We start from the raw sequence: 25,281 nt of genomic DNA, 5'->3' as shown, positions 1-25,281 counted from the left end.
AAAAAATTATGAAAATGAAAAAATATATATTAGGAATCACTGCAATGCTTGCTTTGGCGAGTTGCAATGATGATTTTTTGGAGAAATATCCAAAAGATGCCCTTTCGGAAAAAACGGCTTTTGTAACAGCAGAGAATTTCAAGACTTTTGCTTGGGGTTATTATGGAGTATTTACTGACACGAACAATTTTTACCGAGGTATGGATGCTAACCAAAGTAATTATAATGGAGATATGCTTGGGGGGTGGCTTACTTCGAAAAATAAAACGGTTGATGGTAATCAGATGCGTACACAATTAAAAGTGACTGGAGCAACTGGAAACGGTTGGACTTTTAGCGCTATTAAGCGTGCTAATCTAATGCTTCAAAATATTGATGGGAGTAAAATGTCCCAAGCCGACAAAGATCATTACCGTTCAGTAGGGTTGTTTTGGAGAGCTTATTCGTATTATGAGTTGATTTCTCGTTTTGGGGATGTGCCTTGGATTGATCAAGTTGTTCAAGAAGATGATACAGATATTATTTACGGTCCTCGTACTCCTCGTAAAGAAGTCGCAGATCATGTATTAGCCGATTTACAATGGGCCGAAACGCATATTAGACCTGCTGGAGATGGTGTAAACACAATCAATACCGCTTGTGTACAAGCTTTGATGTCTCGTTTCTTCCTGTTCGAAGGAACATGGAGAAAATACCATGGACTAGGGGATTCTGATAAATATTTGGATGAGTGTATTCGTGTGTCTAAATTATTAGCTGCCAAATATCCTAGTGTTGCCGCTAGTTATGATCAGTTGTTAAACTCTAATGATTTATCAACTTATCCAGGGATTATCTTGTACAAGCAATTTGAGCCAGGTGTTTTCACACATTTCAGTAGCCGTTATGAAAAAACTACTGCTTTGGCTTATGATATGCCAAAATGTACTGTTGAGAATTATCTTTGTAAAGATGGTAGACCAATTTCGACTTCGCCTCTTTATCAAGGAGATAGAACAATGTTTAAGGAATTTCGTAACCGTGATTTGCGTTTGATAGGAACAGTTGTTCCTCCTTATAGTAGAAAGCTTAGTATTGTTGGAGGGTCACCAAATCCAAGTTATAGCGATGGTTCAACTTACAATTCTGTAGGGTATTATGCGGGAGATCCTGATGTTACTGATAATATGGAATTTATTAATGTTGTGAAAACTGCTTTCCCTGGTACATCTAAGAATCTTCCTGTGCTTTGGTTTGGTGGAGCATCGACTAGTTTTAACTCTCCGAATATTGCCGATGTTGGGGCTCCTCAATTTGGTTCATGGACTGGTTATACTTTATGGAGAAATTACCATACATGGGATGATGATGTTAACGGAAACGTTGCTGATAAACCTGTTTTTTGGATTGAAGAAACATTGTTGAACTTGGCTGAAGCCAGTTATGAAAGAGGGCAGTTTACTCAGTCAATTGCTGATATAACTATTAATAAATTGCGTCCAAGAGTGGGTGTTGCCAATATGATAGTTGCCAATATTGATGCCGGATGGGATACAGCACGTGACCAAACGGTTGCTCCAGTATTGTGGGAAATCCGTCGTGAACGTATGTCTGAGTTGATGGGTATGGGATTTGGATTCCAAGATGTACGTCGTTGGAAAAAAGCTCCATATTATGTAAATCAGCCTAATTTGGGGGTTTATGTTATAAGAGCTAATTGGAGAAATCTTGATGCCAATGGTAACGTTCTTGCAACTCCAAGTGCTAAATGGAATGCTTCAATCCTTCCGTTGGTAAACAGAGACTTCACTGCCAATGCGAATGAGGGTTACGTAAAACGTTTTGACGATCCTACCAAAATTGGTAAAGGATGGTTGGATAAATACTATTTGGAATGGATTCCAACCAATCAAATTGTACTTAATCCAAACATAAAACAAAATCCAGGATGGTAATCTGATTATTTGATTACAATCAAAAAAATAATCTCCTGTTTGAGTCATTCATAGTAATGTCTCGGACAGGAGATTTTTTATTTGTTTAAAGAAAGTTAAAAAAAAACTACAATCTCTTACGACGATTTTGAAGCAGGCGAAAAACGATATTGTAATGGGGACATATTCATGTATTTTTTGAATAGTCTCGAAAAATAATAAGGGTCATCATATCCCAAATCAGAAGCAATTTTTTTTACCTTAATCTCAGATGTCAGTAATTGCAAACAGGCCTGTTGTAATTTCAAATGGATAAAATAATCCAACGGAGCCATTCCAGTGCTTTTTTTGAATAGTAATGAAAAGTGCGAAGGTGAGAGGTCGTTCATGAGAGCTAGATCTTCCAATGTGAGTTTTTCGGCCAATTTAGTTCTCATATATGCAATCGTGTTGCTGATGGAGTCTTTTTCGTCCTGTTTCTTTTCATTAATATTTACATCAGGAAACAGAAACGACGCGATAAAATGATATAAGCATAAATTAGCTTTGGTAATGTTCTCTTTACCATAACCTTTTTCTAGATTTTGGTACATTGATTCCCATAAATTTATTCCTTTTTCGTTGTAGGCAATTTGGTGAGGGCCATCCAATAAGCCTATGTTGAAACTTGAATTGAATGTATCCATGTCGTAACCGCTGAAGTGAATCCAGTAGATAGTCCACGGATCATTTTCATCGGCTCCGTAACTTAGAGGTTCATTGGTTGCCGGAATTATAAAAAATTGATTAGGGTTGACATCAAAACGTCTGTCATTAATCGTGTACCAACCTTTGCCTCGCAAACAATAAATAAAAATGTTATCAGTGCATCCGCTTTTTCGTTTTCTAAAATGATAAGCTGCCTTTGGGAAATAACCAATATGAGTTATGTATAAGTGACTTAGCACTGGATTTTCTTTTATGGCTTTTTGCCAAATAGTATCGGGTAACGATATTAATTTTTCACCTTGAAATCCATCTCGCTGTTTAAAAATTTTCATATTCTTTGGAATGTTGTAAAAAAGCAATTTGTGCTAAAATACAATTTTATTTTGTTTGATTAATTATTTTAATGAGCATTTATAAATCATTTTCCAAATGGTTTTTTTCAGGTTTTGTCTTTAGTAAGATAATAATTTATAAGGATAATAATCAAAACGTCTTTCTATGTATAATTGATGTTGAAACGGAATTATAATTGTTAAATAGTTAGTGGTATTTGATAAAATAAAGAATTACAGGTTCTGTTTTTTTATTAAAAAAGTTATAAATATGAGTTTTAGATACTCTGAGTCGTTTTTTTAACAAATAATAATAAGATTGTCCATTATAATAATTGAATACACTATTTAATTTGAAATAAGTTACCGATAAATTTGCTTACAATAGCTCATTAAAAAAAAAAATTAAGTGAAAAAGATTTTGATATATATAAAGAGACAGCAATTGTATGTGTTGAATTGCATGAATGCAAGAAGATACTGGTTGGACAAATTGGTTTTTTATGTTTTTTTTGTTTTGATAGGTTGTATGTCTGCAAATGCTCAACTGCCAAGTACGACAAGTACTCAGCAGTTGGGTGCAGATATTAAAACTTCAAAAGCGGTGATGGATGATTTTATGGATAAGCGTTTTGGAATGTTTATTCATTGGGGACCAGTTACTCTTCGTGGTACCGAAATTGGCTGGAGCCGAGGAAATGAAGTCAAAACGGAAGATTATGATAATCTATACAAAGAATTTAATCCCATATTGTTTGATGCCGATGCTTGGGTAAAAACGGCGAAAGATGCGGGTATGAAGTATATAACAATTACGGCAAAACATCATGATGGTTTTTGCCTTTGGCCAACTGCTTTTTCGGATTATAATATTATGAATTCGCCATTTAAAAAGGATATCGTTGGGGAATTAGCCAAAGCTTGTAAAAAGTACGACATTAAATTTTGTATCTACTTCACGGTTTTAGATTGGCATGACAAGAATTATCCCCTGCATGATAGAGCAAAAAAAATTGATCCAAATGCAAATATGGATAAATTTAGACAGACGATGAAAAATGAGTTGAAAGAGTTGGTTGTCAATTACGATCCTTATATGCTTTGGTTTGATGGTATGTGGGAAGACGCATGGACTAATGAAATGGGAGTTGATATATATCAATATCTGAAAAGTATTAAGAAAGATTTAATTATTAATAATCGCTTGGGTAAAGAAATATCTGGAATTGGTGATAATACAGTAGATCACAGTAAGATGGTGGGTGATTTTGATACACCAGAACAAAGGATTGGAAATATTGAAATGAACTTCCCATGGGAAAGTTGTATCACGATTTGCAATCAATGGGCTTGGAAATCCAACGACAAGATGAAAACCTTAAAGGAATGTATTCAAACTTTGGCAAAAACGGCGGGTGGTAACGGAAATTTACTGTTCAATGTCGGCCCAATGGCAGATGGTCGAATAGAAGCCAGACAAATCGAGCGATTGAAAGAAATGGGAGTTTGGCTTGGTAAATATGGAACTTCTATTTATGGAACCAAAGGAGGACCTTATAAACCGAACAGTACTTATGCTACAACTCGAAAAGGAAATGTTATTTACTTGCATATTTTTGAAAGAAATGCAGATAAACTTATTCTGCCGGTTTTGGCTGATGCCAAAATAAAATCGGCGAAGTTCATGAATGGTGATGTTGTTTCATTTGCCCAAAATAAAGATTTTGGAGTATTGATCAATTTACCAAAAGTTTTGCCAGATGCTATAAATTCAGTGATTGTTTTGGAACTGGATAAAAATGCCGAAAAATTACCTATTATAAATAATTAATTTACTATCAAATGATTTTCAAGATATCAACAGCTGATGCTCGCTATCCTTTGGGGAGCGGAGCGGGAAGTGATGCCATTCACAGAAACCCAATCTATTCGTATGCCGTTACAAATTTGCATGACGACAGCGGACATACAGGAACCGGATTTGCCTTTACCTTGGGAGAAGGAAATGATTTGGTTTGTAAGGCGGCACAATTTTTTGCCGATCAATTAAAAGGAAGAGACATAGAAGAATTAATGGCTGATTTTGGAAAAGTTTTCAATGAGCTTTCCAATGAGCAACAGTTTCGCTGGTTGGGTCCCCATAAAGGTGTGGCGCATCTGGGATTGGCTTCGGTGACCAATGCCTGTTATGATTTATGGGCAAAGAAAAGGGGAGTGCCTCTCTGGAAATTATTGATTGATTTGAAACCAGAGGAAATTGTAAATACTTTGGATTTTTCTTATTTGGAAGATGAAATGACCAAGGAGCAGGCAATCGAATTGTTGCAATCGAATATAGGAGGGAAAGAAGAGCGTTCTAAAATTATAGAAAAAGGATATCCGGGATATGATACTTCTATTGGCTGGTTTAATTACAGCGATGAAAAAGTAAGGGAAAATGTCCACAAAGCAATGGCCGAGGGATTTACCGCCATGAAATTGAAAGTAGGTTCCAAAGAATTTGAACGCGATATTCGTCGTTCGCACCTTGTAAGAGAGGCCGCAGGTGATAGTGCCACAATTATGTTGGATGCCAACCAACAATGGACATTGCCGCAGGCATTGGAGATTTGTCCTCAATTCCTATCGATGAACCCGTATTGGATTGAAGAACCAACGCATCCAGACGATGTATTAGCGCATAAAGTTTTGGCAGAAGCCATAGCTCCAACAAAATTAGCATTGGGTGAACACGTTCCGAACCGTATTATTTTTAAGAATTACCTTCAAACAAAAAGTGCTGGATTTATGCAGGTAGACGCAGTGAGAGTTGGTGGGGTGAGTGAATTTATTTCGGTGAGTTTATTGTGCAAAAAATATGGAATTCCAGTAGTTCCTCACGTAGGTGATATGGGACAATTGCACCAGCATTTGGTGTTATTCAATCATATTTCGATGGGACACGAAGCTTTGTTTTTGGAACATATTCCACATCTTCAAAAACATTTCGTGCATCCGGTGAATATTAAAGGCGGAGTGTATAAAACGCCTATGGAACCCGGTAGTAGTTGTGATTTGAAAGAATTTTAAATTAGCAATTAGTTAATTAGTCAATGTGATAATTAGTCAATTTACTAATTGTCACATTATCAAATTATCACATTATCTAAATTATTAAATTAACTAACCAATGATAGAAACCACAGATCTTATAATCAGTATTTGTTACGTTATAGGAATCCTAATAATAGGGTTGTCCTACGGAATTCACCATAAAAGGAAGAACAGGGAGAATGCCGCCAGAGAATATTTTTTGGCAGGCAAATCGCTAAAATGGCCTTCGATTGGGTTGGCTCTTTTTGCCACCAATATTTCTACGGTGCATTTGGTGAGTTTGGCTCAAAGCGGTTTTGATTCCGGTTTGCTTAATGGAAATTTTGAATGGATGGCGGCTTTTACACTGATATTGCTGGCGTTGTTTTTCACACCTTTTTATATAAAATCAGGAGTTGCTACATTGCCCGATTTTTTGGAACGTAGATATGACCGTTCCAGCCGTGACTGGTTGGTGGTTATTTCGATAGTGTCTGCCATTATTATTCATATCGCTTTTTCGATGCTGGCTGGAGGTATTGTTTTAAAAACATTATTCAATGTGGATTTGTATACCAGTGTCATTGTGATTTCTGTAATAACGGCTATTTATACGATCGTTGGCGGACTAAAAGCGGTTGTAATTACTGAGTCCATTCAGACTGTGGTACTAATAACTGGTGCTGCCATTATAAGTTTTGCCGCTTATTTCAAAATGGGAGGTTGGCAGCCTATGGTCGATGTATTGCAATCTACAGGCGAAATGAACAAACTCTCAATGCTTCGGCCTCATGGTGACCCTAGCGGAATGCCTTGGTATGCCGTTATGTTGGGTTATCCTGTACTCGGAATTTGGTATTGGTGCGCCGATCAGACAATTGTTCAGCGTGTTTTGGGAGCAAAGGATGAAAATCACGCGAGAGTTGGGCCTTTGTTTTGCGGATTTATCAAAATATTACCTGTCTTTATTTTTATCCTTCCGGGTTTGTTCGCATATACCTTGGCACAATCAGGAAAATTGGATATCAGTGCCTTGCAATCTATTGATGAAACAGGAAAAACAATCGTGAACAGTAAAGGAATTTATACTTTGATGATAACACAATTGTTGCCAACAGGCTTGGTTGGTATTTTGGTAGCGGCATTATTATCGGGATTAATGAGTCAGGTTTCAGGAGCTTTAAATTCGATTTCTACAATGTTTGGGTATGATATATATAAACGTTATCGCCCTAATACAAGTGATGTAAAATTGGTGCGCGTGGGCAAAATAGCTGCCGGAGTAGCATTGGTTTTTTCGTTGATGTTATTGCCTTTGCTTAACAGATACGAAAGTATTTTTAACGGATTGAATGACATTATCGCTCACATAGCGCCTCCAATTACTTGTGTATTTCTTCTTGGTGTATTTTGGAAAAAAGCATCAGCCCAGTCGGCAAAATTAACATTGTGGATTGGCTCGGCATTGGGAGCAATTGTTTTTACGGTAAATAAATTATATGTAGATACATCATTAGCCCAGATTCCTTTTATGATGATGGCTTTCTATCTTTTTATGGCTTGTTTCGTGATGCAGGTTGTTTTCTCCTATGTGTATCCAGTTCAACATACAGAACAAAGCGAAAAATTATATTGGAAATCTTTTCTTGAACCCTTGCAAAGCAAAGGTTGGAGCGGAATTGGAAATTATAAAACACTGTCGGCCTTATTATTGCTTTTGATGGCAGGATTATTTTGGATTTTTAGATAAAAAAAAGAATAAGTATGAAAAAAATAAATTTTATAATACTGATTGCCTTTCTGACTTTGATTAGCTGTAATGATGTAAAAAAGACAGAACCGATCAAAGTAGGCAAACGAGTTGGAATGGTAACTGGAATTAAGCCGGATAAAATAGAATATTATAAAAAATTGCATGCCAAAGTTTGGCCTGGTGTTTTGAATAAATTGAAGGATTGTAATATTCATAATTATTCGATATACATTCAAAAAATAGGTGACCAATATTTTTTGTTCAGTTATTTTGATTATACAGGCAATGATTTTGATAAGGATATGAAAAAAATGGCTGCCGACAGTATTACACAACGTTGGTGGAAAGAAACAGATCCAACACAAATTCCGTTACCAGAAGCAGCAAGCAAAAAACAAGTATGGACCAATATGGAAGAAGTTTTCCACACTAATTAAAAACACGAAATAGTTATGCAGCTATTAGATAATAAGATTATATTTCTTACAGGAGGATCAATGGGCATTGGTTTGGAATGTGCAAAAAAATATGCCGAAGCAGGAGCCAAAGTTATGATTATGGCCAATGACGAAGCTTCATTGATTGAATCCATGAAAATATTAGGAGAAGGACATAGTACTTTTTTTGGTGATATTTCTATTTCATCCAATGTGGAAAATGCAATCAAGTTTACTTTAAAGCAATATGGCAAAATTGATGTGATTCACAACAACGCCGGTATTGCAAGCCCTTCAAAATCATTAGATCAAACCGATGAATATGAGTGGGATAAACTATTTAATATTAATCTAAAAGGAGTTTTCTACACTACTCGTTATGGTTTAGAAGCTTTAAAACAAACGAAAGGTTGTATTTTAAACACCAGTAGTGTTGTTGCGGAAATAGGTCAAGAAAATCACGCCGCTTATTCGGCGACAAAAGGAGCTTTAAATGCACTGACGAAATCTATGGCTCTGGATTATGCCAAATATAAAATAAGGGTTAATGCTGTGGCACCTGCCGGAGTATGGACTCCCATGTTGCGGGAATGGGCAAAACAACAAAAAGATCCTAGCAAAATTGAAAAATATCTGGACGACATTCATGTTTTGGGACATTGTCCAGATGGTGATGTTATTGCAGATGCCTGTGTTTTTCTTGTTTCGGATAAAGCACGGTTTATAACCGGGAATATAATGCCGGTAAGTGGAGGTGCGGAGTTAGGCTATAGACGATTTGAATAAATCGTTTAAATTTTTTAATCAAAAAAACTTAATTTATTCATGTTTTTAAAATACAATTGGGTAAATTTGACTTTTTCACTAAATCGATTTAACAATTTGATTAAAAAAAATAGAATAGTTTAAAATTTAAGTTGTTTTATAAAGGATAAATTAATTATGCAAAAGCTAAAATTGGTCGCAATATTCTGTTTGATTCATTTCATTGCATCAGCCCAAGATAATTTGGATTTTCAAAAAATAATTGGACAGGTTGATACTTCAGAATTCTTTTCTTCACCAGATTATTATACTTGGTGTAGCAGTGTAATTAAAGGAGAAGACGGTAAATATTATATGTTTTATTCTCGATGGTCGCACGGAAATAGAACCGATACCGATGATCCTATGAATTATATTTTTAATGGATTTAGCGGATGGAACAAATATTCAGAAATTGCCTGCGCAGTAGCCGATAAGATTGATGGTCCTTATAAATATGTGGCCACAATTTTGAAATCCAAAGGAAACAATGATTGGGATAAATTTACATTCCATAATCCGCAAATAAGAAAATTCAAGAAGACGTATTACTTGTATTACATTTCCAATTCGTACGATCCAACTTTGTTTGAAAATGACACCAAAAAAACAAAAGACTGGAAACATTGGTTGCAATACAATTGTACCCAAAAAATAGGTGTTGTCAAGGCTAATCATATAGCCGATTTTATTAACGGAAAATACATAAAGCCAAAAGAACCTTTAATGCAGCCTGATAACGTAAAAACTTTTGAAGTAACAACCAATCCAACAGTTACTCAGGGACATGACGGGAGATATTACATGATGTTTAAATCGCGTAAACCCAATGTTGGAAACATGACTTTTTGGATGGCGGTCAGTGATACTCCAGATGGGAAATTTACCATTGTAAGCGATGTGTTTACCAATGCCGATATGGCTTGCGAAGATCCGTGTATGTGGTACGACAAAAAACGAAAAAGATATTACGCCGCAGTAAAATATTATTCCAATAGCAAAAAATTAGTCCCTCAGTTTGGTGCATTGGCGCTTATCACTTCCGAAGATGGGGTAAACTGGAAAGGTGCCCAAAATCCTTTGATTTCGCTACGTGAGTTAAAAACCAAAGACGGAATTATTCAATTGGCTCATCTTGAACGCCCTTTTGTTTATATAGACGAAAAAGGACAACCAGCAGCATTATTTGCAGCAGCGTCAATCAAAGAACCATCACAAGGAGGGGAGCACCCAACAGCAGACTATAATTCGTTTGTGGTTTGTTTTAAATTAAATGAAAATAAAAAATAGAATGAAAAAAAGAATTCTTTTTATCGGGTTGTTGTTTACTACTCTTATTCAGGCACAACAATCAGTGAATATTATACCGCAGCCGCTAAGTTTAAATGTGAAAAAAGGGAGTTTTGTAGTTGATGACAAAACAGCTATTGAATCTTCAAAATCAGATAAAGAGGTTCAGAAAGTAGCTTTGTTTTTTGAAAATTATCTCAATAAAGTTTCTAAGGTTAAAATAAAAAATAGTGCTGCCAAAGGTTCTAAAAAGATTTGTTTCCTTATTGAAAAAAACAATGAATTGGGTGAAGAAGGTTATACAATAAATGTTTCTCCTGCAAATATTACTGTAAAAGCCAATACATCAAAAGGGTTGTTTTACGGAATGCAGACATTGGTACAAACATTGCCTTTGGAACAAGGAAAAAATTGGGTACAGATTCCTGCTATGGAAATAAAAGATTATCCCCGTTTTCAATGGAGAGGGGTTATGCTTGATGTATGCCGTTATTTTTTTACTGTCGACATGATGAAGCAATACATCGATTTGATGGCTTCTTACAAAATGAATGTACTTCATTGGCATTTGACCGAAGACCAAGGCTGGAGAATCGAAATCAAGAAATACCCTCGATTGACAGAGATTGGTTCGGTTCGTAATGGAACAATCATTAGCAGGTATCCCGGAAAAGGAAATACGAATGTTCCTGTTGCCGGTTTTTATACTCAAGAACAGGTAAAGGAATTGGTTAAATATGCTTCAGACAGGGCAATTACCATTATCCCCGAAATTGAGATGCCCGGACACTCTAGTGCTGCCATTGCGGCTTATCCCGAGTTGAGTTGTTTTCCGAAGGAGAGAACTAAATTCAGAGATACTGTTTTTTCGTTAAAATCAAGAAAAGAATTGGCTGAGGGAAGAGTAAAATTTGTTCAGGAAACTTGGGGTGTTTTTGAAGATGTTTATGCTCCTACAGAGTATACTTTTAAGTTTTTGGAAGATGTATTAGACGAAGTTATGCCTTTATTTCCATCAAAATATATTCACATAGGAGGTGATGAATGTCCGAAAGAAGCTTGGAAAAGAAGTGAATTTTGTCAAAATTTGATAAAAGAAAAAGGATTGAAGGATGAACACGGGCTGCAAAGTTATTTCATCTCCAGAATGGAGAAATACATCAATTCTAAAGGGAAATCTATAATTGGGTGGGATGAAATTTTAGAAGGTGGCTTGGCGCCAAATGCAACCGTAATGAGTTGGAGAGGCGAAAAAGGAGGAATTGACGCAGCAAAATTAAATCATGATGTAATCATGACGCCTGGTGATCCTTGTTACCTTAATCGTCCTCAGGGTGATCCAGAAGTGGAACCAGTAGGAGGATGGGGTGTTAGTACATTGAAGAATGTGTATGCCTATGAACCTATTCCGTCTGAGTTGAATGCCGAAGAAGCCAAACATGTTTTGGGATCACAAGCCAATTTTTGGACAGAATATATACCTACATTCGAGCATTTGCAATACATGACATTGCCTCGTTTATTGGCTATTTCCGAAGTAATGTGGTCTCCAAAAGAAAAACGGGATTGGAAAGAATTTAGACAGCGCTTAAATCCCTATTTCAAAAGTTTTGAGGTTAAAGGACTGAAATATTCGAAGGGAGATTTTAGAACTCTGATTTCGACTGCCACAAAAAACAATGTTTTATCGATAGTGCTTGATACTGAAAATCCAGATGCTGTAATTTATTATACAACCGATGGTAGTATTCCCACAACTTCAAGTCTTAAATATGAAAAACCGATTAGCATTGATAAGTCAATGACAATTAAAGCAATTACGGTTTTGGATAATAAAGTGATGACTCCAAAACCAGCCGAACAGTCTTTTGTTTACAATAAGGCATTTGGAAAAAAATTAACTTATGAAAAAAAATACAGCAGTTCTTACAAGGCCAGCGGAGATAATGCCTTGATTGATGGTATAAAAGGAACAAAGGAAATTACCAAAAACTGGCATGGATTTCAGGAAAACGACATCGTTGCGACAATCGATTTTGGTGACGGAATTGTTGGAAATAGTATTTCGTTAGGTTGTTTGCAAAATTGGGCAAAGTGGATTTTTTTACCAAAATGGGTTAAATTTGAGATTTCAGAAGATGGTGTTAATTTTAAAGAAATCAAAACATTAACAAATACAGTGTTACCTACAGAAAAAGGAGATATTTTCAAGGAATTTAAAGTTGAAATGCCACAGCAAAAAATGATGAAATTGCGTATAACGGCCAAAAATTTAGGAGATACTCCAACAGGGCATAACGAGGAAAAACAAAAACCTTGGTTATTTGCCGATGAAATATTGATAAATTAGAATTAAAATACCACAAGATGAGAATTATTAAGTTTAGAAAAAATGTTTTCTTTTTAATTGCTTTATTAGGGATTATTACAGTTAATGCTCAAAAAAAGCAGACCAATCAAGGAAAACCCAATGTCATAGTTATTTTGATGGATGATATGGGTTATGCAGATACAAAGCCATATGGGAGTGTTGGTTACGAAACGCCTAATTTTGATAAATTAGCCAATGAGGGAATGCGTTTTACCCATTTTTATGCGGCTCAGGCTGTGTGTACTGCTTCTAGGGCTGCTTTGCTAACGGGTTGTTATCCCACCAGACTTGGAGTAGGATTTGCTCTTGCACCTTGGGATACGACGGCATTGAATCCCAAAGAGGAAACGATTGCTACTTTGCTGAAAAATAAAGGGTATGTAACCGGAATGTTGGGAAAATGGCATTTGGGATCAAAAGCGCCATTTCTTCCTATTCATTATGGTTTTGATACTTTTTACGGAATTCCGTATTCACATGATTATTGGCCTGTGGATTATAAAGGAAATCCAGTTCCGCCAGATACTCCAAATGATTGGAGAGGTAAATGCCCGCAGCTTCCTATTTATGAAGGAGATACGCAAGTGGGAACTATACCAAATTTGGAAGAAGCTTCAAAACTTACAACCACACTCACAGAAAAAGCCGAAGCATTTATTGAAAAAAATAAAAATAAACCTTTCTTTCTGTATTTAGCGCATCCCTTACCACATGTGCCTTTGGCAGTTTCATCCAAGTTTAAAGGCAAATCGGGAGGAGGTTTGTATGGCGATGTAGTCAGTGAAATTGACTGGTCAGTCGGAAAAATAATGGAAACTCTTAAGAAAAATGGTCTTGACAAAAATACATTGCTAATCGTAACAAGTGACAATGGTCCTTGGCTTTCTTATGGGAATCATGGCGGATCTACCGGTGGTTTGCGTGAAGGCAAAGGAACCGCTTGGGACGGAGGAACCAGAGTGCCTTGCTACATTAGTTGGCCGGGAAAAATTGCATCGGGAACGGTATCCAATCAATTGATGACCAATATGGATATTTTGCCAACCATTGTCGCTGCAACGAATGCCAATTTACCCAAAGAAAAAATAGATGGACTTAACTTTTTACCCTTATTAACAGGTAAAACTAACAAGTCTCCTCGTGATTTATTTTATGTGTATTATGATCTTAATAGTTTGAAGGTTATTCGTTATAAAACTTGGGAATTGGTTTTGCCACACAGTTCACAGGCTTATAGTCAGGCAATACCTGGAAAAGATGGAACTCCCGGAAAAGTACCTTATGTAAAAGTTCCATTGGCATTATACGATCTTATTCATGATCCCGGAACAATACAAGATGTGCAAAGTCAGTATCCCGAAGTGGTTGAAGAAATTTTGAAATACGCTGAATTGGCAAGAGAAGATATGGGTGATGCCATTACTAAGCGTGAAGGGAAAAATAACAGAACACCAGCCAAAATGCAATAAATATTTTTGAAAATTTAAAAAATAACATTCGTAGGCTCCTATTAAATAATCTTAAAATTTATGAAAACAATTTTTTTTGATTCGATTTTGAAGAAAAATAAATGGTTGTTTTTTATTTTTCCAATGATGCTGCAAGCGCAATTTAAACCAGCTACCTATTGTAATCCGATGAATATTTCCTATCGGTTTTCAATAGACCCTTTGGCGTATAAAGATTATAGTTGGGGTGCCAAAATGCCTGGTAGGGATATGAAAAAAGGAGAATATGATTCTTTTAGAGAAGCTGCCGATCCGACTATGGTTGTTTTTAAAAACGAATATTATTTGTTCGCCTCAAAGTCAGGAGGGTATTGGGTTTCAAAAGATTTGTTGAAATGGGATTTTATAACAACAAATGATTTGCCATTAGAAGCCTATGCGCCAACTGCGGTTGTGATCGGAGATAGTTTGTATTTTGCGACTACGGATTGTAAATGGATTTACAAAACAGATGATCCAAAAAAAGGAAAATGGACAATTGCTAATGAATCGAATCCTTTTCCTCTTGATATTTGGCCCAAAGGATTTCAGGATTTATGCTTGTTTCTAGATGATGATCAGCGATTGTATTTGTATTATGGGTGTGTTCGTCCAACAATGGGAGTAGAATTGGATGTTAAAAACGGTTTCAAAACAATTGGTGAGCTTAAAGAAATACATGCCCCAAGTACAAAATATGCTTGGAATAATATTGGATTGAAGAGTACAAATATGTTGGTTGAAGGACCTTGGATGACAAAACATAATGGAAAGTATTATTTGCAATATGCAACATTTGCTGATAGTTATGTAGATGGGGTTTGCGTTTCAGACAATCCGCTATCTGGTTTTGAAGTAGCTCAAAGTAATCCTTTTTCGGAAAAAGCGAAGGGATTTGTAACTGGAATTGGACATGGCAGCACTTTTTCGGATAATTTTTCAAATTATTGGCATGTTACCTGTGTTCATTCACCAATCATCAAACATAATTTTGAGCGCCGTTTAGGGATGTTTCCTGCGGGTTTTGATAAAGATGGAGTACTGTTTTGTGATTCTTATTTTGGAGATTATCCGCACATCATTCCGAAAAAAGAAGTTAAAAATTCAAAATCACTTTTCACAGGTTGGGTATTATTATCGTATAAAAAACCAACAGAAACTTCGTCCTCGATGGGGGATTTTAAATCAGAAAAAGCCGTCGATGAAAATTTAAGAACGTATTGGAGTGCCGAAACCGCCAATAAAGGGGAATGGTTTAGTGTTGATTTGCTTCAGCCTTTGACAATAAGAGCAGTACAAATTAATTTTGCCGAACATTTGGGCAAAGCCAAAGGGAGGGCTGATTTGGGAGGTTTTCAATATGTTGTTGAATATTCCAATGATAAATTAAAATGGGATACTTTGATTGATAAATCAAATAATAAAGAAGATTTATCACATGATTATGTTGAAATCGAAAAAGCCGTAAAAGCCCGTTACGTTCGAATAACCAATATCCATGTTCCTGATGGAATGTTTGCATTGTATGATTTTAGGGTCTTTGGTAACGGTGGCAAAAAGCTGAATCAGCAAGCGAAAGATTTTTCCATAGTAAGAGATGCTGCAAATGGAAATAAAGTGAAATTGAATTGGTCAAAAATTCCAACTGCGATTGGTTATAATATCCGTTATGGAGTTGCAAAAGATAAAATGTATATGAATCGAATGGTTTATTCGAATACGTCATTGGATATTAATGATTTGAATAGCAAGTCAAAATACTACTTTTCGATTGATGTTTTTAATGAAGCAGGTGTGGAAAGAGGAAAAGAAATTTATGAGTTGAAATAACAATGCGTTTTGATTGACAGCTTTTCTTATAATTCATTCAAAATCTACTAAATAAAAAACGGAATGGTTTAATTTATCAACGAATTAAATATAAAATAATTACAAATTACTATGAAAAAAGTAACCTATTTTCTTTATATAATTTTCCCAATGTTCATTTCGTTTGTAAGTTATGGACAAGGGGCAAAAAAACAACCAAACATAATCGTAATCATTTCAGATGATCATGCATATCAATCGATTGGAGCCTACGGAGCCCCTTATAAGGTCACTCCAAACATCGATAAGTTGGCCAGTCAGGGAATGCTTTTTACTAATGCCTGCGTGACCAATTCGATTTGTGGTCCCAGCCGCGCAACATTTCTTACGGGGAAATTCAGTCATGTAAACGGTTTCAAGGACAATACGAGTACATTTGATTCTTCTCAGGATTCTTTTGTAAAACAGCTAAAAGCAAATGGTTATGAGACGGCGTGGATTGGAAAATGGCATTTGGAAAGCGAGCCTCAAGGGTTTGATTTTTGGCAAATTTTAGAAGGACAGGGGTATTATTACAATCCCGATTTCTTTGTAAAAGGACAAGGCAAAAAACGTGTTCAGGGATATGTAACCGATATCATTACTCAGGTTTCTGAAGATTGGCTTAACAAAAGAGACAAGTCAAAACCTTTTTGTTTGGTGGTAGGACATAAAGCTACACATCGTATTTGGTTGCCGGATACTCATGTTTTGGACGATTATAAATTTCCATTACCAAAGAATTTTTATGATAATTATGAAAACAGGTATGCTGCTGCACATCAGGATATGAATATTGCCAATACAATGCGATTGGGATATGACTTGAAAGTTCAGCCTGATAAGGATATGGGAAGCGAAAATTTTTCTCGTATGACACCAGAGCAAAGGGCCAAAGTAGATGCTTATTACAAACCAATTGAAGAGGATTTTTTTAAAAGAAATCTTAGCGGAAAGGAGCTTATAGAGTGGAAATACCAACGCTATATGCATGATTATATGAGTACAGCTGTTTCATTGGATAGAAATATTGGCGAATTAATGGATTACCTAAAAGCAAATGGTCTGGAAGAAAACACGCTTGTTGTTTATACATCAGATCAAGGATTTTATTTGGGTGAACACGGTTTTTTTGATAAGCGTTTCATGTACGAGGAATCGTTTAAAACGCCGTTGATAATCAAATATCCGCCTATGATTAAGCCGAATTCTAAAAACAATGATATTGTTCAAAATGTTGATTTTGCGCCAACTCTTTTGGATTTTGCTAATGTTACCATTCCTTCAGATGTTCAGGGAGATTCTTTTTTGTCATTATTAAAAAAAGATGTAACAAAAAAATGGAGGGATTATTCCTATTACCATTATTACGAATGGGGGGAACATTCGGTAGTGCCGCACTTTGGAGTCAAAACAAAGCAGTATAAACTCATTCGTTTTTACAAAATTCATGATGCATGGGAATTATATGATTTGTCAAAAGATCCAAGCGAAATGAATAATATTTATGGTAAAAAAGGCTTAGAGAAAACTACGGTAATGTTGAAACAAAAACTTATCGATGCAATTAAAAAGTATGGTGACAAAGAAGCCGAAAAAATAGTTTTGGAAAATAAATAGCCTGTATAAACCCAGATTAAGCAATAAGAATAATTTTCACGAAGATACTCAGAGGTAACACAAAGATTCGCAAAGAAAAAGTGTCTTCTTGAAAATGGCTTTAGAAATTTCGCGAAACTTTGCGAATTCTTTGTGTTTCTTTGCGAAATATAATCTAATGCAGATTTTGAGATAAAAATACTTTTGGTTGAATTGTTCAATTTTAACTAAAAGACAATTGATGATTAAATAAAGATAATATAGAGCTAATAAATTCGGTTGAACAATTTTAACTTTATGATTTTAAAATATTAGCTAAGTAAGAATACCATGTGGTAATCGTAATTGTGTTGAATTCAAGTTTCTTATGTTGCTAAAAATTCATTAATTTAACTCCAAAAAAATGAAGATTGCCTTATTCATTCCCTGTTATATAGACCAGTTTTATCCAAATGTGGGAATTGCCACATTGCAGTTATTGGAAAAATTGGGATGCGACGTTACTTTTCCTTTAGAACAAACTTGTTGCGGACAGCCAATGGCAAACAGTGGCTTTGCAAGTTTGGGTAAAGGTTGCGATACTAATTTTGTCAAAAATTTTGCTGGATTTGATTATATCGTTGCTCCTTCAGGAAGTTGCGTTTTACACGTAAAAGAACATTTGCACGATGACAAAAATCCAGATGAGGCAACAAAAATTAGAAATACAGTTTATGAACTAACAGAGTTTCTTACTGATATTTTGAAAGTAGAAAATCTTAACGCCAGTTTTCCTTATAAAGTAGGATTGCACAACAGTTGCCACGGACAGCGAGGGCTAAATCTTTCCTCTATGACCGAAAGAATGTTACCCGAATTTTCCAAAGCCGAAACATTGTTGAAAATGGTCAAAGGAATTGAACTCAAAAGACCAAAACGCAATGACGAATGTTGTGGTTTTGGAGGAACATTTTGCGTTTTTGAAGAAGCCGTAAGCGTAAAAATGGGTAAAGACAGAATAAGTCAGCATGAAGCCAATGACGTTGATTATATCACAGGTGGAGACACAAGTTGCCTGATGCATTTGGAAGGAATTCTAAAACGTGATGGAAGCAAAGTGAAAACCATTCATATCGCCGAGATATTGAATAGTGTGCTATAAATCAATTATAATTTTAGGTATCAAAAGAAATTTTCAGACAAAATGACAAGCGAATTGATTTGAGGTGCTAATTATGGATTGTCATTTTTATTAATATATTCATTCAAAATAATGAAAAAAATAAAGAGTTTTTTACTTTTAATAGTAATGTTATTTGTTGGTCATATTTCTTTGGCTCAAAAGAATGAACCTGTAAAAATATGGTATCAAAAACCAGCAGTAAAATGGTTTGCTGAAGCTTTGCCTATTGGTAACGGTCGGTTGGGTGCGATGTTTTTTGGTGGTGTAGAACACGAAGTTATTCAGTTTAATGAGCAAAGTCTTTGGTCAGGAGACAACAATTGGGACGGCAAGTACGAAACTGGAGATCATGGCTTTGGTTCGTATCGCAACTTTGGTGAGATAACGATTGATTTTACTAATAAAGGTAATTTTTCAGATTATTCCCGTTCACTTGATATTTCATCTGGGATTCATCAAACCAACTTTACCATGAATGGGGCTATAATTAGCCGTGAAGGTTTTGCTAGTTATCCGGATCAAGTAATGGTTTTTGAGTATAAAGCTAATAAGAAAAGTGTTTTTTCGGGAAGTATTGCATTGGGTTCTGCTCAAGGCGCCTCAAGTAAAGCATCAGGAAACAGCATTAGTTTCGAAGGAGAAATGCCTAATAATTTGAAGTATGCCGCTAAACTTTCGGTACAAAACAAAGGCGGAAAAGTGTGGGTGGAGGGAACAAAATTGATTTTTGAAAAATGTAATTCTTTGGTGTTGATTTTGGATGCTCGTACCAACTATAAACCCGATTATAAATCCAATTGGAGAGGATCAGATCCGATGCCGCTAATTGAAAAAGAATTATTGGCAGCGGAAGCAAAAGGATACAAAAAGTTGCGAGAAGCACACGTCAAGGATTTGAATGGATTGCTGTCGCGTGTCAATATTAATATAGGAAGTTCTGATGCTGCAACTTCTATTTTGCCAACTAACGAACGATTAAAAAAATATGCAGCTGGTGGAGTTGACCCCGATTTGGAAGAAACGATGTTTCAATATGGTCGTTATTTATTAGCAAGCAGTTCTCGTCCGGGTGGTTTGCCTGCTAATTTACAAGGTTTGTGGAATGATAGCAATAAACCGGCTTGGGCAAGTGATTATCATAATAATATTAATATACAAATGAATTACTGGGCGGCTGAATCGACTAATTTATCAGAATGTCAATTGCCCTTGATTGATTTTATTGTTGCAGCTCAAGAACCTTGTCGCATTGCAACCCGCAAAGCTTTTGGAGAAAAAACACGCGGTTGGACGGCTCGTACCAGCCAAAACATATTTGGCGGAAATGGATGGGAATGGAATATACCTGCTAGTGCTTGGTATGCTCAACATGTGTATGAACATTGGGCATTTATTAAAGATAATAATTACTTGAGACAAACGGCTTATCCCATTATCAAAGAGATTTGTGAATATTGGGAAGATAATTTAAAAACAATGCCCGATGGTCAATTGATGGTCCCTAATGGTTGGTCGCCAGAACATGGACCAAGAGAAGATGGTGTTATGATGGATCAGCAGTTGGTTTGGGATTTGTTCCAAAACTATCTCGATGCATCCAAAGCATTGGGTATTGATGTTGATTATCAAAAGAAAGTGGCAGATATGCAAGCCCGTTTAGCTTCGAATAAAATTGGAAAATGGGGACAATTGCAGGAATGGCAAACAGATCGAGACGATCCAAACGATGAACACCGTCATACATCACATCTTTTTGCAGTATATCCAGGTCGCCAAATTAGTATTTCCACTACGCCAGAATTTGCCAAAGCAGCTATTATTTCATTGCGTAGCCGAAGTGGAAATTTTGGAAAAAATGAAAACACCCCTTTTACCGTTGAATCTACTGTTGGTGATAGTCGTCGTTCATGGACTTGGCCTTGGCGTTGTGCCCTTTGGGCTCGCTTGGGCGAAGGTGATCGTGCCGAAATCATGTTGCGTGGATTGCTAAAGTATAATACACTGCCCAATTTATTTTGTAATCATCCTCCATTTCAGTTAGATGGTAATTTTGGAATTAGTGCTGCTATGACAGAGATGCTTATTCAAAGTCAAACAGATAAAATTCAGTTACTTCCTGCTCTTCCAAAGGCATGGAAAAATGGTGAAGCAAATGGTTTGTGTGCCAGAGGAGGCTTTGAGGTGGATATGAAATGGAAAGATGGAAAATTGGAAAGTGTAAAATTATTTTCAAAAGTTGGAGGTGTTTGTAAGTTGCAAAACGGAAATAATGTTATTGAAATCAAGACTCAGCCGGGAGGAAGATATTTGTTAAATGCTGAATTAAAAGAAACTTTTAAGAAGTAAAATGAAAACAACACATTCTGATTTAGCGGAAAAATTTATAGCAGACGAGCCAAGAACAAATTGGCACGACGAAACTTTATGGTTTGTTCGTGAGAAACGAGACAAAGCAGCTCATGGTATACCAGAGTGGGAACAGTTAAGAGAATGGGGTTCTCAAATAAAGAATCATACACTCTCCAATCTTTCCAATTATCTAAAAGAGTTTGAAGAAAAAGCCATCGCCAATGGAGTAAAAATACATTGGGCAGCCGATGGTGACGAGCATAATAAAATCATTCACGAAATCATTCGAAAACACAATATTAAAAAGATTGTGAAAAGCAAAAGTATGCTTACCGAAGAATGTCATTTGAATGAATATTTGCAACATAATGGGATTGAGGTTGTTGATACGGATTTGGGCGAACGAATTGTTCAATTCCGAAATGAACCTCCAAGTCATATCGTATTGCCTGCAATTCACTTAAAAAAAGAAGATGTAAGTGCTACTTTTCATGAGCATTTGCAAACCGAAAAAGGAAATAACGATCCGCAATATCTTACCGAAGCAGCAAGACAACACTTACGTAATAAGTTTGTAGAATCGGATTTGGCAATTACAGGAGTTAATTTTGCCATTGCCGAAACAGGCGGATTTGTGGTTTGTACCAATGAAGGAAACGCCGATATGGGTGCACATACTGCACCGGTACATATTGCCTGTATGGGATTTGAAAAATTAATTCCAAAAGCAGAACATCTGTCAGTTTTCTTACGATTATTAGCCAGAAGTGCCACGGGACAACCCATAACTACTTATTCGAGTCATTTCCATAGACCTAGACCGGGACAGGAAATGCATATTGTAATCGTTGATAATGGACGTAGTAGACAACTTGGGCGCGAGGATTTTCGGAATTCTTTAAAATGTATTCGTTGTGCGGCTTGTTTCAATACCTGTCCGGTGTACCGCCGTAGTGGTGGACATAGTTATCATACCGCGGTAGCAGGGCCTATTGGCTCAATTTTGAACCCAAATTTGGATATGAAAGCCAATGCCGATTTGCCATTTGCATCGACTTTATGCGGTAGTTGTACCAATGTTTGTCCGGTGAAAATTAATATTCACGAACAGTTGTGGAAATGGAGACAGGTAATAGCGGCTGAAGGCTATGTCGCCGCCAGTAAAAAAATAAGTATGGAAGGGATGAATATTGTACTTTCTAATCCCAAATTGTATCGTTTTTCGGGTAAAATGGGAAGATGGATTATGAAGTTGTTCCCTTTTATGGTTAACAATGAATTGAATGTTTGGTTTAAGCAAAGAGAAATGCCTGAACCTCCAAAAGAGTCGTTCCGTGATTGGTATTTGAAAAATGGGAAAACCAAAAAATAAAAAGAACTCCTTAGAAGATAAGAGATGAGTGCAAAAGAAAATATATTGAATACCATAGCGAAGAATCAACCAAAATTGGTTCCGCTTCCTGAGATAGATTTGAATTCTGTTATTGATTATGAGGATTTATATACTCAGTTTAAAACGGTGCTGGAAGGTATTGGTGGAAAAGTAGAAATGATTTCGGATGTTTCATTTTTGAAAGAGGAATTGAAAACCGATAAAGAAAGTGGAAATTTCGTTGTAAATACGATTGCCGCACTTGGAGAAGTAGATAGTCATGTTGTTTCTTTATCGGCTTCCGAATTGGAAAAACTTGAAAAAGCCTATGTAGAAGGAACGGTTGGAGTTGCCGAAAATGGAGCTGTATGGATTTATGAAAGTCAAATGATAAACAGACTTGTACCGTTTATTTGCCAACATTTGGTTCTGGTAATAGAAAAAAAGAACCTTGTGGCAACGTTGCATCATGCATATAAAAAAATCGAAGCAGCTCGTGAAGGTTTTGGAGCTTTCATAGCTGGACCTTCAAAAACTGCAGATATTGAACAGTCTTTGGTGATAGGCGCACACGGAGCAAGAAGTGCCAGGATTTATGTCATTGGATAAGTGAACATTAAATTGAAGACAAATAATTGTTAGAAAAAGGTAATATTGGATTAAAAAAAGTTTTTTTGACATTATATCTTTCGTCATCCAAATCATTATGCCTATTTTTAGAAAAATTTGGACAGACTAGTAAATCGTTTTAATAAAAATAACGATTTAGATTGAAATTGTTGAAAAAATGGAGAATTAATTAAATAACAAAAAAGATTTAAAAAATGAAATTAATACGTTTTGGAGAAGTTGGAAAAGAGAAACCAGGGGTTTTAATTGGAGAGAAAAGATTTGATGTTTCGTCATTGGTGAATGATTATAATGAAGCATTTTTTGAAAATGATGGATTGGAAAAATTAAAAAAGGCATTAGAAAACAACCCTGTTTTACCAGAGGTTGATGCTTCTGTTCGTTTGGGATCTCCTGTTGCAAGACCTTCAAAAATCATTTGCATAGGATTAAATTATGTGGATCATTGCCATGAAACCAATGCGCCAATTCCAACCGAACCGATTATCTTTTTTAAATCGACTACAGCTTTGTGTGGACCTAACGATGATGTTGTTATACCAAAAAACAGTCAAAAAACAGATTGGGAAATCGAGTTGGCATTTGTGGTAGGCAAAAAAGCAAGCTATGTGGAAGAAGCCGATGCTTTGGATTACGTAGCAGGATATTGCCTACACAACGATTATAGCGAAAGAGCTTTTCAGATTGAAATGGGAGGACAATGGGCCAAAGGAAAAGGGTGCGACACATTTGCGCCACTTGGACCATTCTTGGCGACTCAGGATGAAATCGCCGATGTCAACAATTTATCAATGTGGTTGACTGTAAACGGGAAAACATTCCAAAATAGTAATACTTCAAATTTGGTTTTCAAAATACCATTTTTGGTTCACTATCTGAGCCAGTTTATGACTTTGCTCCCAGGTGATGTAATCAGTACAGGAACACCTCCGGGAGTTGGATTGGGGATTAAACCAGAACCTATTTACATCAAAGCAGGAGATGTTGTAGAATTAGGAATGGAAGGTTTAGGAAGCAGCAAACAATTGGCAGTAGCCTACACAAAATAAAAAAATTAAAAATTAATCAATTTTGAATTAGACTTGATAGATGGCTCAATTCTCAAAATGATAACCAAGTAGGGGGGTATGTTATAGAGAGGTTGAGTCAGAAATCAAGAAAGACTTTGAAGAATTTAATAATAATAAATTTTTTTGAATGTTTTTCAGTAGTATGGTCTGATTTATGGTACATTAAAAAATTGCCACTTATGAAAATAGATAGTCATCAGCATTTTTGGAATTATCATCCGGTAAAAGATTCTTGGATAAATGAAGACATGAAGATTTTGCAACGGGATTTTCTTCCTGCAGATTTGTTTCCATTGCTCCAAAAAAATGAAATTGATGGTTGTGTGGCGGTTCAAGCAGACCAAAGTGAAGCAGAAACTCATTTTCTATTGGAATTGGCTGAAGCCAATGACTGGATTAAAGGAGTTGTAGGTTGGGTTGATTTAAGGGCAGAAAATTTAGAAGAACGTTTACAGTATTTTTTTAAATTTAAATCACTAAAAGGATTTAGGCATATTGTTCAGGCTGAACCAGAAGACGATTTTTTGTTAAGAGATGATTTTTGTGCTGGAATAGCAAAATTAGCAAAGTATAATTTTACTTATGATTTGTTGGTTTTTCCAAAGCATTTGCAGTATGCTGCAGAAATTGTGAAACGTTTCCCCGAGCAGCCTTTTGTGATTGACCACATAGCAAAACCAGATTTTAAGGAAGCTGATTTTGCTCTTTGGGAAAAAGGAATTCGTGAGATTGCAAAATACCCGAATGTGTATTGTAAAATTTCTGGTTTGGTTACCGAAGCTGATTGGGCCAATTGGAAAGAGTCAGATTTTAGTTATTGCCTCGATGTCGTTACAGATGCTTTTGGGGTAAATCGTTTAATGTTTGGGAGTGACTGGCCTGTAAGTTTACTTGCAGCATCCTATGATCAATGTTGTGGGATTGTGGCAAATTATTTTTCAAAATTCAAAAAAGAAGAATTAGATAGATTTTGGGGAGGTAATGCCGTTGAATTTTATGGTTTGTAAAAAATTAATTGTATCTGGTAAAATGTTTTTTTAATTTGTAAAAAACACAATTATTAACCAGTTGCGAATAGAATTGA

At 35.9% G+C, this 25,281-nt stretch carries 18 protein-coding genes; 17 read left to right on the top strand and 1 reads right to left on the bottom strand.

Going from position 1 to position 25,281, the window contains the following annotated elements; genetic code table 11:
- Positions 1 to 14 precede the first annotated feature (14 nt).
- The gene (locus tag EM308_RS14310; protein WP_156101290.1) at positions 15 to 1,934 is read left to right on the top strand and encodes a RagB/SusD family nutrient uptake outer membrane protein; all 1,920 of its coding nucleotides are present in this window, start codon (positions 15 to 17) and stop codon (positions 1,932 to 1,934) included.
- A 116-nt stretch (positions 1,935 to 2,050) separates the two neighbouring features.
- On the opposite strand, the gene EM308_RS14305 is transcribed toward EM308_RS14310, so the two are convergent.
- Complete coding sequence (locus EM308_RS14305) at positions 2,051 to 2,953, bottom strand: AraC family transcriptional regulator (protein ID WP_035633329.1); 903 nt, start codon at positions 2,951 to 2,953, stop codon at positions 2,051 to 2,053.
- 409 nt (positions 2,954 to 3,362) lie between these two features.
- On the opposite strand from EM308_RS14305, the gene EM308_RS14300 reads away from it, so the two are divergent.
- From EM308_RS14300 to EM308_RS14225, 16 genes are all read left to right on the top strand, one after another.
- Entirely contained in the window at positions 3,363 to 4,784 is a 1,422-nt protein-coding gene (locus EM308_RS14300; RefSeq protein ID WP_157503417.1) for an alpha-L-fucosidase, read from the top strand.
- 11 nt (positions 4,785 to 4,795) lie between these two features.
- Positions 4,796 to 6,022, top strand: coding sequence for an enolase C-terminal domain-like protein (locus tag EM308_RS14295; RefSeq protein ID WP_035635240.1), 1,227 nt, complete (start codon positions 4,796 to 4,798; stop codon positions 6,020 to 6,022).
- Positions 6,023 to 6,122: 100 nt separating this feature from the next.
- Positions 6,123 to 7,775 (top strand): sodium:solute symporter, encoded by a 1,653-nt coding sequence (locus EM308_RS14290; RefSeq protein ID WP_035635242.1) that lies wholly within the window; start codon positions 6,123 to 6,125, stop codon positions 7,773 to 7,775.
- A gap of 14 nt (positions 7,776 to 7,789) precedes the next feature.
- Positions 7,790 to 8,215: an L-rhamnose mutarotase gene (locus EM308_RS14285; protein ID WP_081907235.1), complete on the top strand. Its 426-nt coding sequence runs from the start codon at positions 7,790 to 7,792 to the stop codon at positions 8,213 to 8,215.
- Positions 8,216 to 8,230: 15 nt separating this feature from the next.
- On the top strand, positions 8,231 to 9,001 hold the full coding sequence (locus EM308_RS14280; protein WP_035635244.1) for an SDR family NAD(P)-dependent oxidoreductase: 771 nt from the start codon (positions 8,231 to 8,233) through the stop codon (positions 8,999 to 9,001).
- Positions 9,002 to 9,157: 156 nt separating this feature from the next.
- Positions 9,158 to 10,309: a glycoside hydrolase family protein gene (locus EM308_RS14275; RefSeq protein ID WP_035635246.1), complete on the top strand. Its 1,152-nt coding sequence runs from the start codon at positions 9,158 to 9,160 to the stop codon at positions 10,307 to 10,309.
- Between the two features lies 1 nt (position 10,310).
- Positions 10,311 to 12,659, top strand: a complete 2,349-nt coding sequence (locus tag EM308_RS14270; protein ID WP_051877680.1) for a beta-N-acetylhexosaminidase — start codon at positions 10,311 to 10,313, stop codon at positions 12,657 to 12,659.
- 17 nt (positions 12,660 to 12,676) lie between these two features.
- Positions 12,677 to 14,149, top strand: a complete 1,473-nt coding sequence (locus EM308_RS14265) for a sulfatase family protein (protein WP_035635248.1) — start codon at positions 12,677 to 12,679, stop codon at positions 14,147 to 14,149.
- Between the two features lie 60 nt (positions 14,150 to 14,209).
- A complete protein-coding gene (locus EM308_RS14260) occupies positions 14,210 to 15,997 on the top strand; it encodes a discoidin domain-containing protein (RefSeq protein WP_051877678.1) in 1,788 nt (595 codons plus the stop codon).
- A gap of 111 nt (positions 15,998 to 16,108) precedes the next feature.
- Complete coding sequence (locus EM308_RS14255; protein WP_035635250.1) at positions 16,109 to 17,635, top strand: sulfatase family protein; 1,527 nt, start codon at positions 16,109 to 16,111, stop codon at positions 17,633 to 17,635.
- A 382-nt stretch (positions 17,636 to 18,017) separates the two neighbouring features.
- Positions 18,018 to 18,755, top strand: a complete 738-nt coding sequence (locus tag EM308_RS14250; RefSeq protein WP_035635252.1) for a (Fe-S)-binding protein — start codon at positions 18,018 to 18,020, stop codon at positions 18,753 to 18,755.
- 111 nt (positions 18,756 to 18,866) lie between these two features.
- Positions 18,867 to 21,122 carry a glycoside hydrolase family 95 protein gene (locus tag EM308_RS14245; protein ID WP_051877679.1) on the top strand — a complete coding sequence of 752 codons (2,256 nt, stop codon included), beginning with the start codon at positions 18,867 to 18,869 and terminating at the stop codon, positions 21,120 to 21,122.
- A gap of 1 nt (position 21,123) precedes the next feature.
- Positions 21,124 to 22,497, top strand: a complete 1,374-nt coding sequence (locus tag EM308_RS14240; RefSeq protein WP_035635254.1) for a lactate utilization protein B — start codon at positions 21,124 to 21,126, stop codon at positions 22,495 to 22,497.
- 24 nt (positions 22,498 to 22,521) lie between these two features.
- On the top strand, positions 22,522 to 23,106 hold the full coding sequence (locus EM308_RS14235) for a LutC/YkgG family protein (protein WP_035635256.1): 585 nt from the start codon (positions 22,522 to 22,524) through the stop codon (positions 23,104 to 23,106).
- 215 nt (positions 23,107 to 23,321) lie between these two features.
- Positions 23,322 to 24,176, top strand: coding sequence for a fumarylacetoacetate hydrolase family protein (locus tag EM308_RS14230; RefSeq protein WP_035635257.1), 855 nt, complete (start codon positions 23,322 to 23,324; stop codon positions 24,174 to 24,176).
- A 200-nt stretch (positions 24,177 to 24,376) separates the two neighbouring features.
- Positions 24,377 to 25,204 carry an amidohydrolase family protein gene (locus EM308_RS14225; protein ID WP_035635259.1) on the top strand — a complete coding sequence of 276 codons (828 nt, stop codon included), beginning with the start codon at positions 24,377 to 24,379 and terminating at the stop codon, positions 25,202 to 25,204.
- Positions 25,205 to 25,281 lie beyond the last annotated feature (77 nt).

The organism is Flavobacterium gilvum (assembly GCF_001761465.1).
Taxonomy (GTDB): Bacteria; Bacteroidota; Bacteroidia; order Flavobacteriales; family Flavobacteriaceae; genus Flavobacterium; species Flavobacterium gilvum.
The sequence above is the reverse complement of the archived record's forward strand: the minus strand, read 5'-3'. Positions and strand labels throughout refer to the sequence as shown.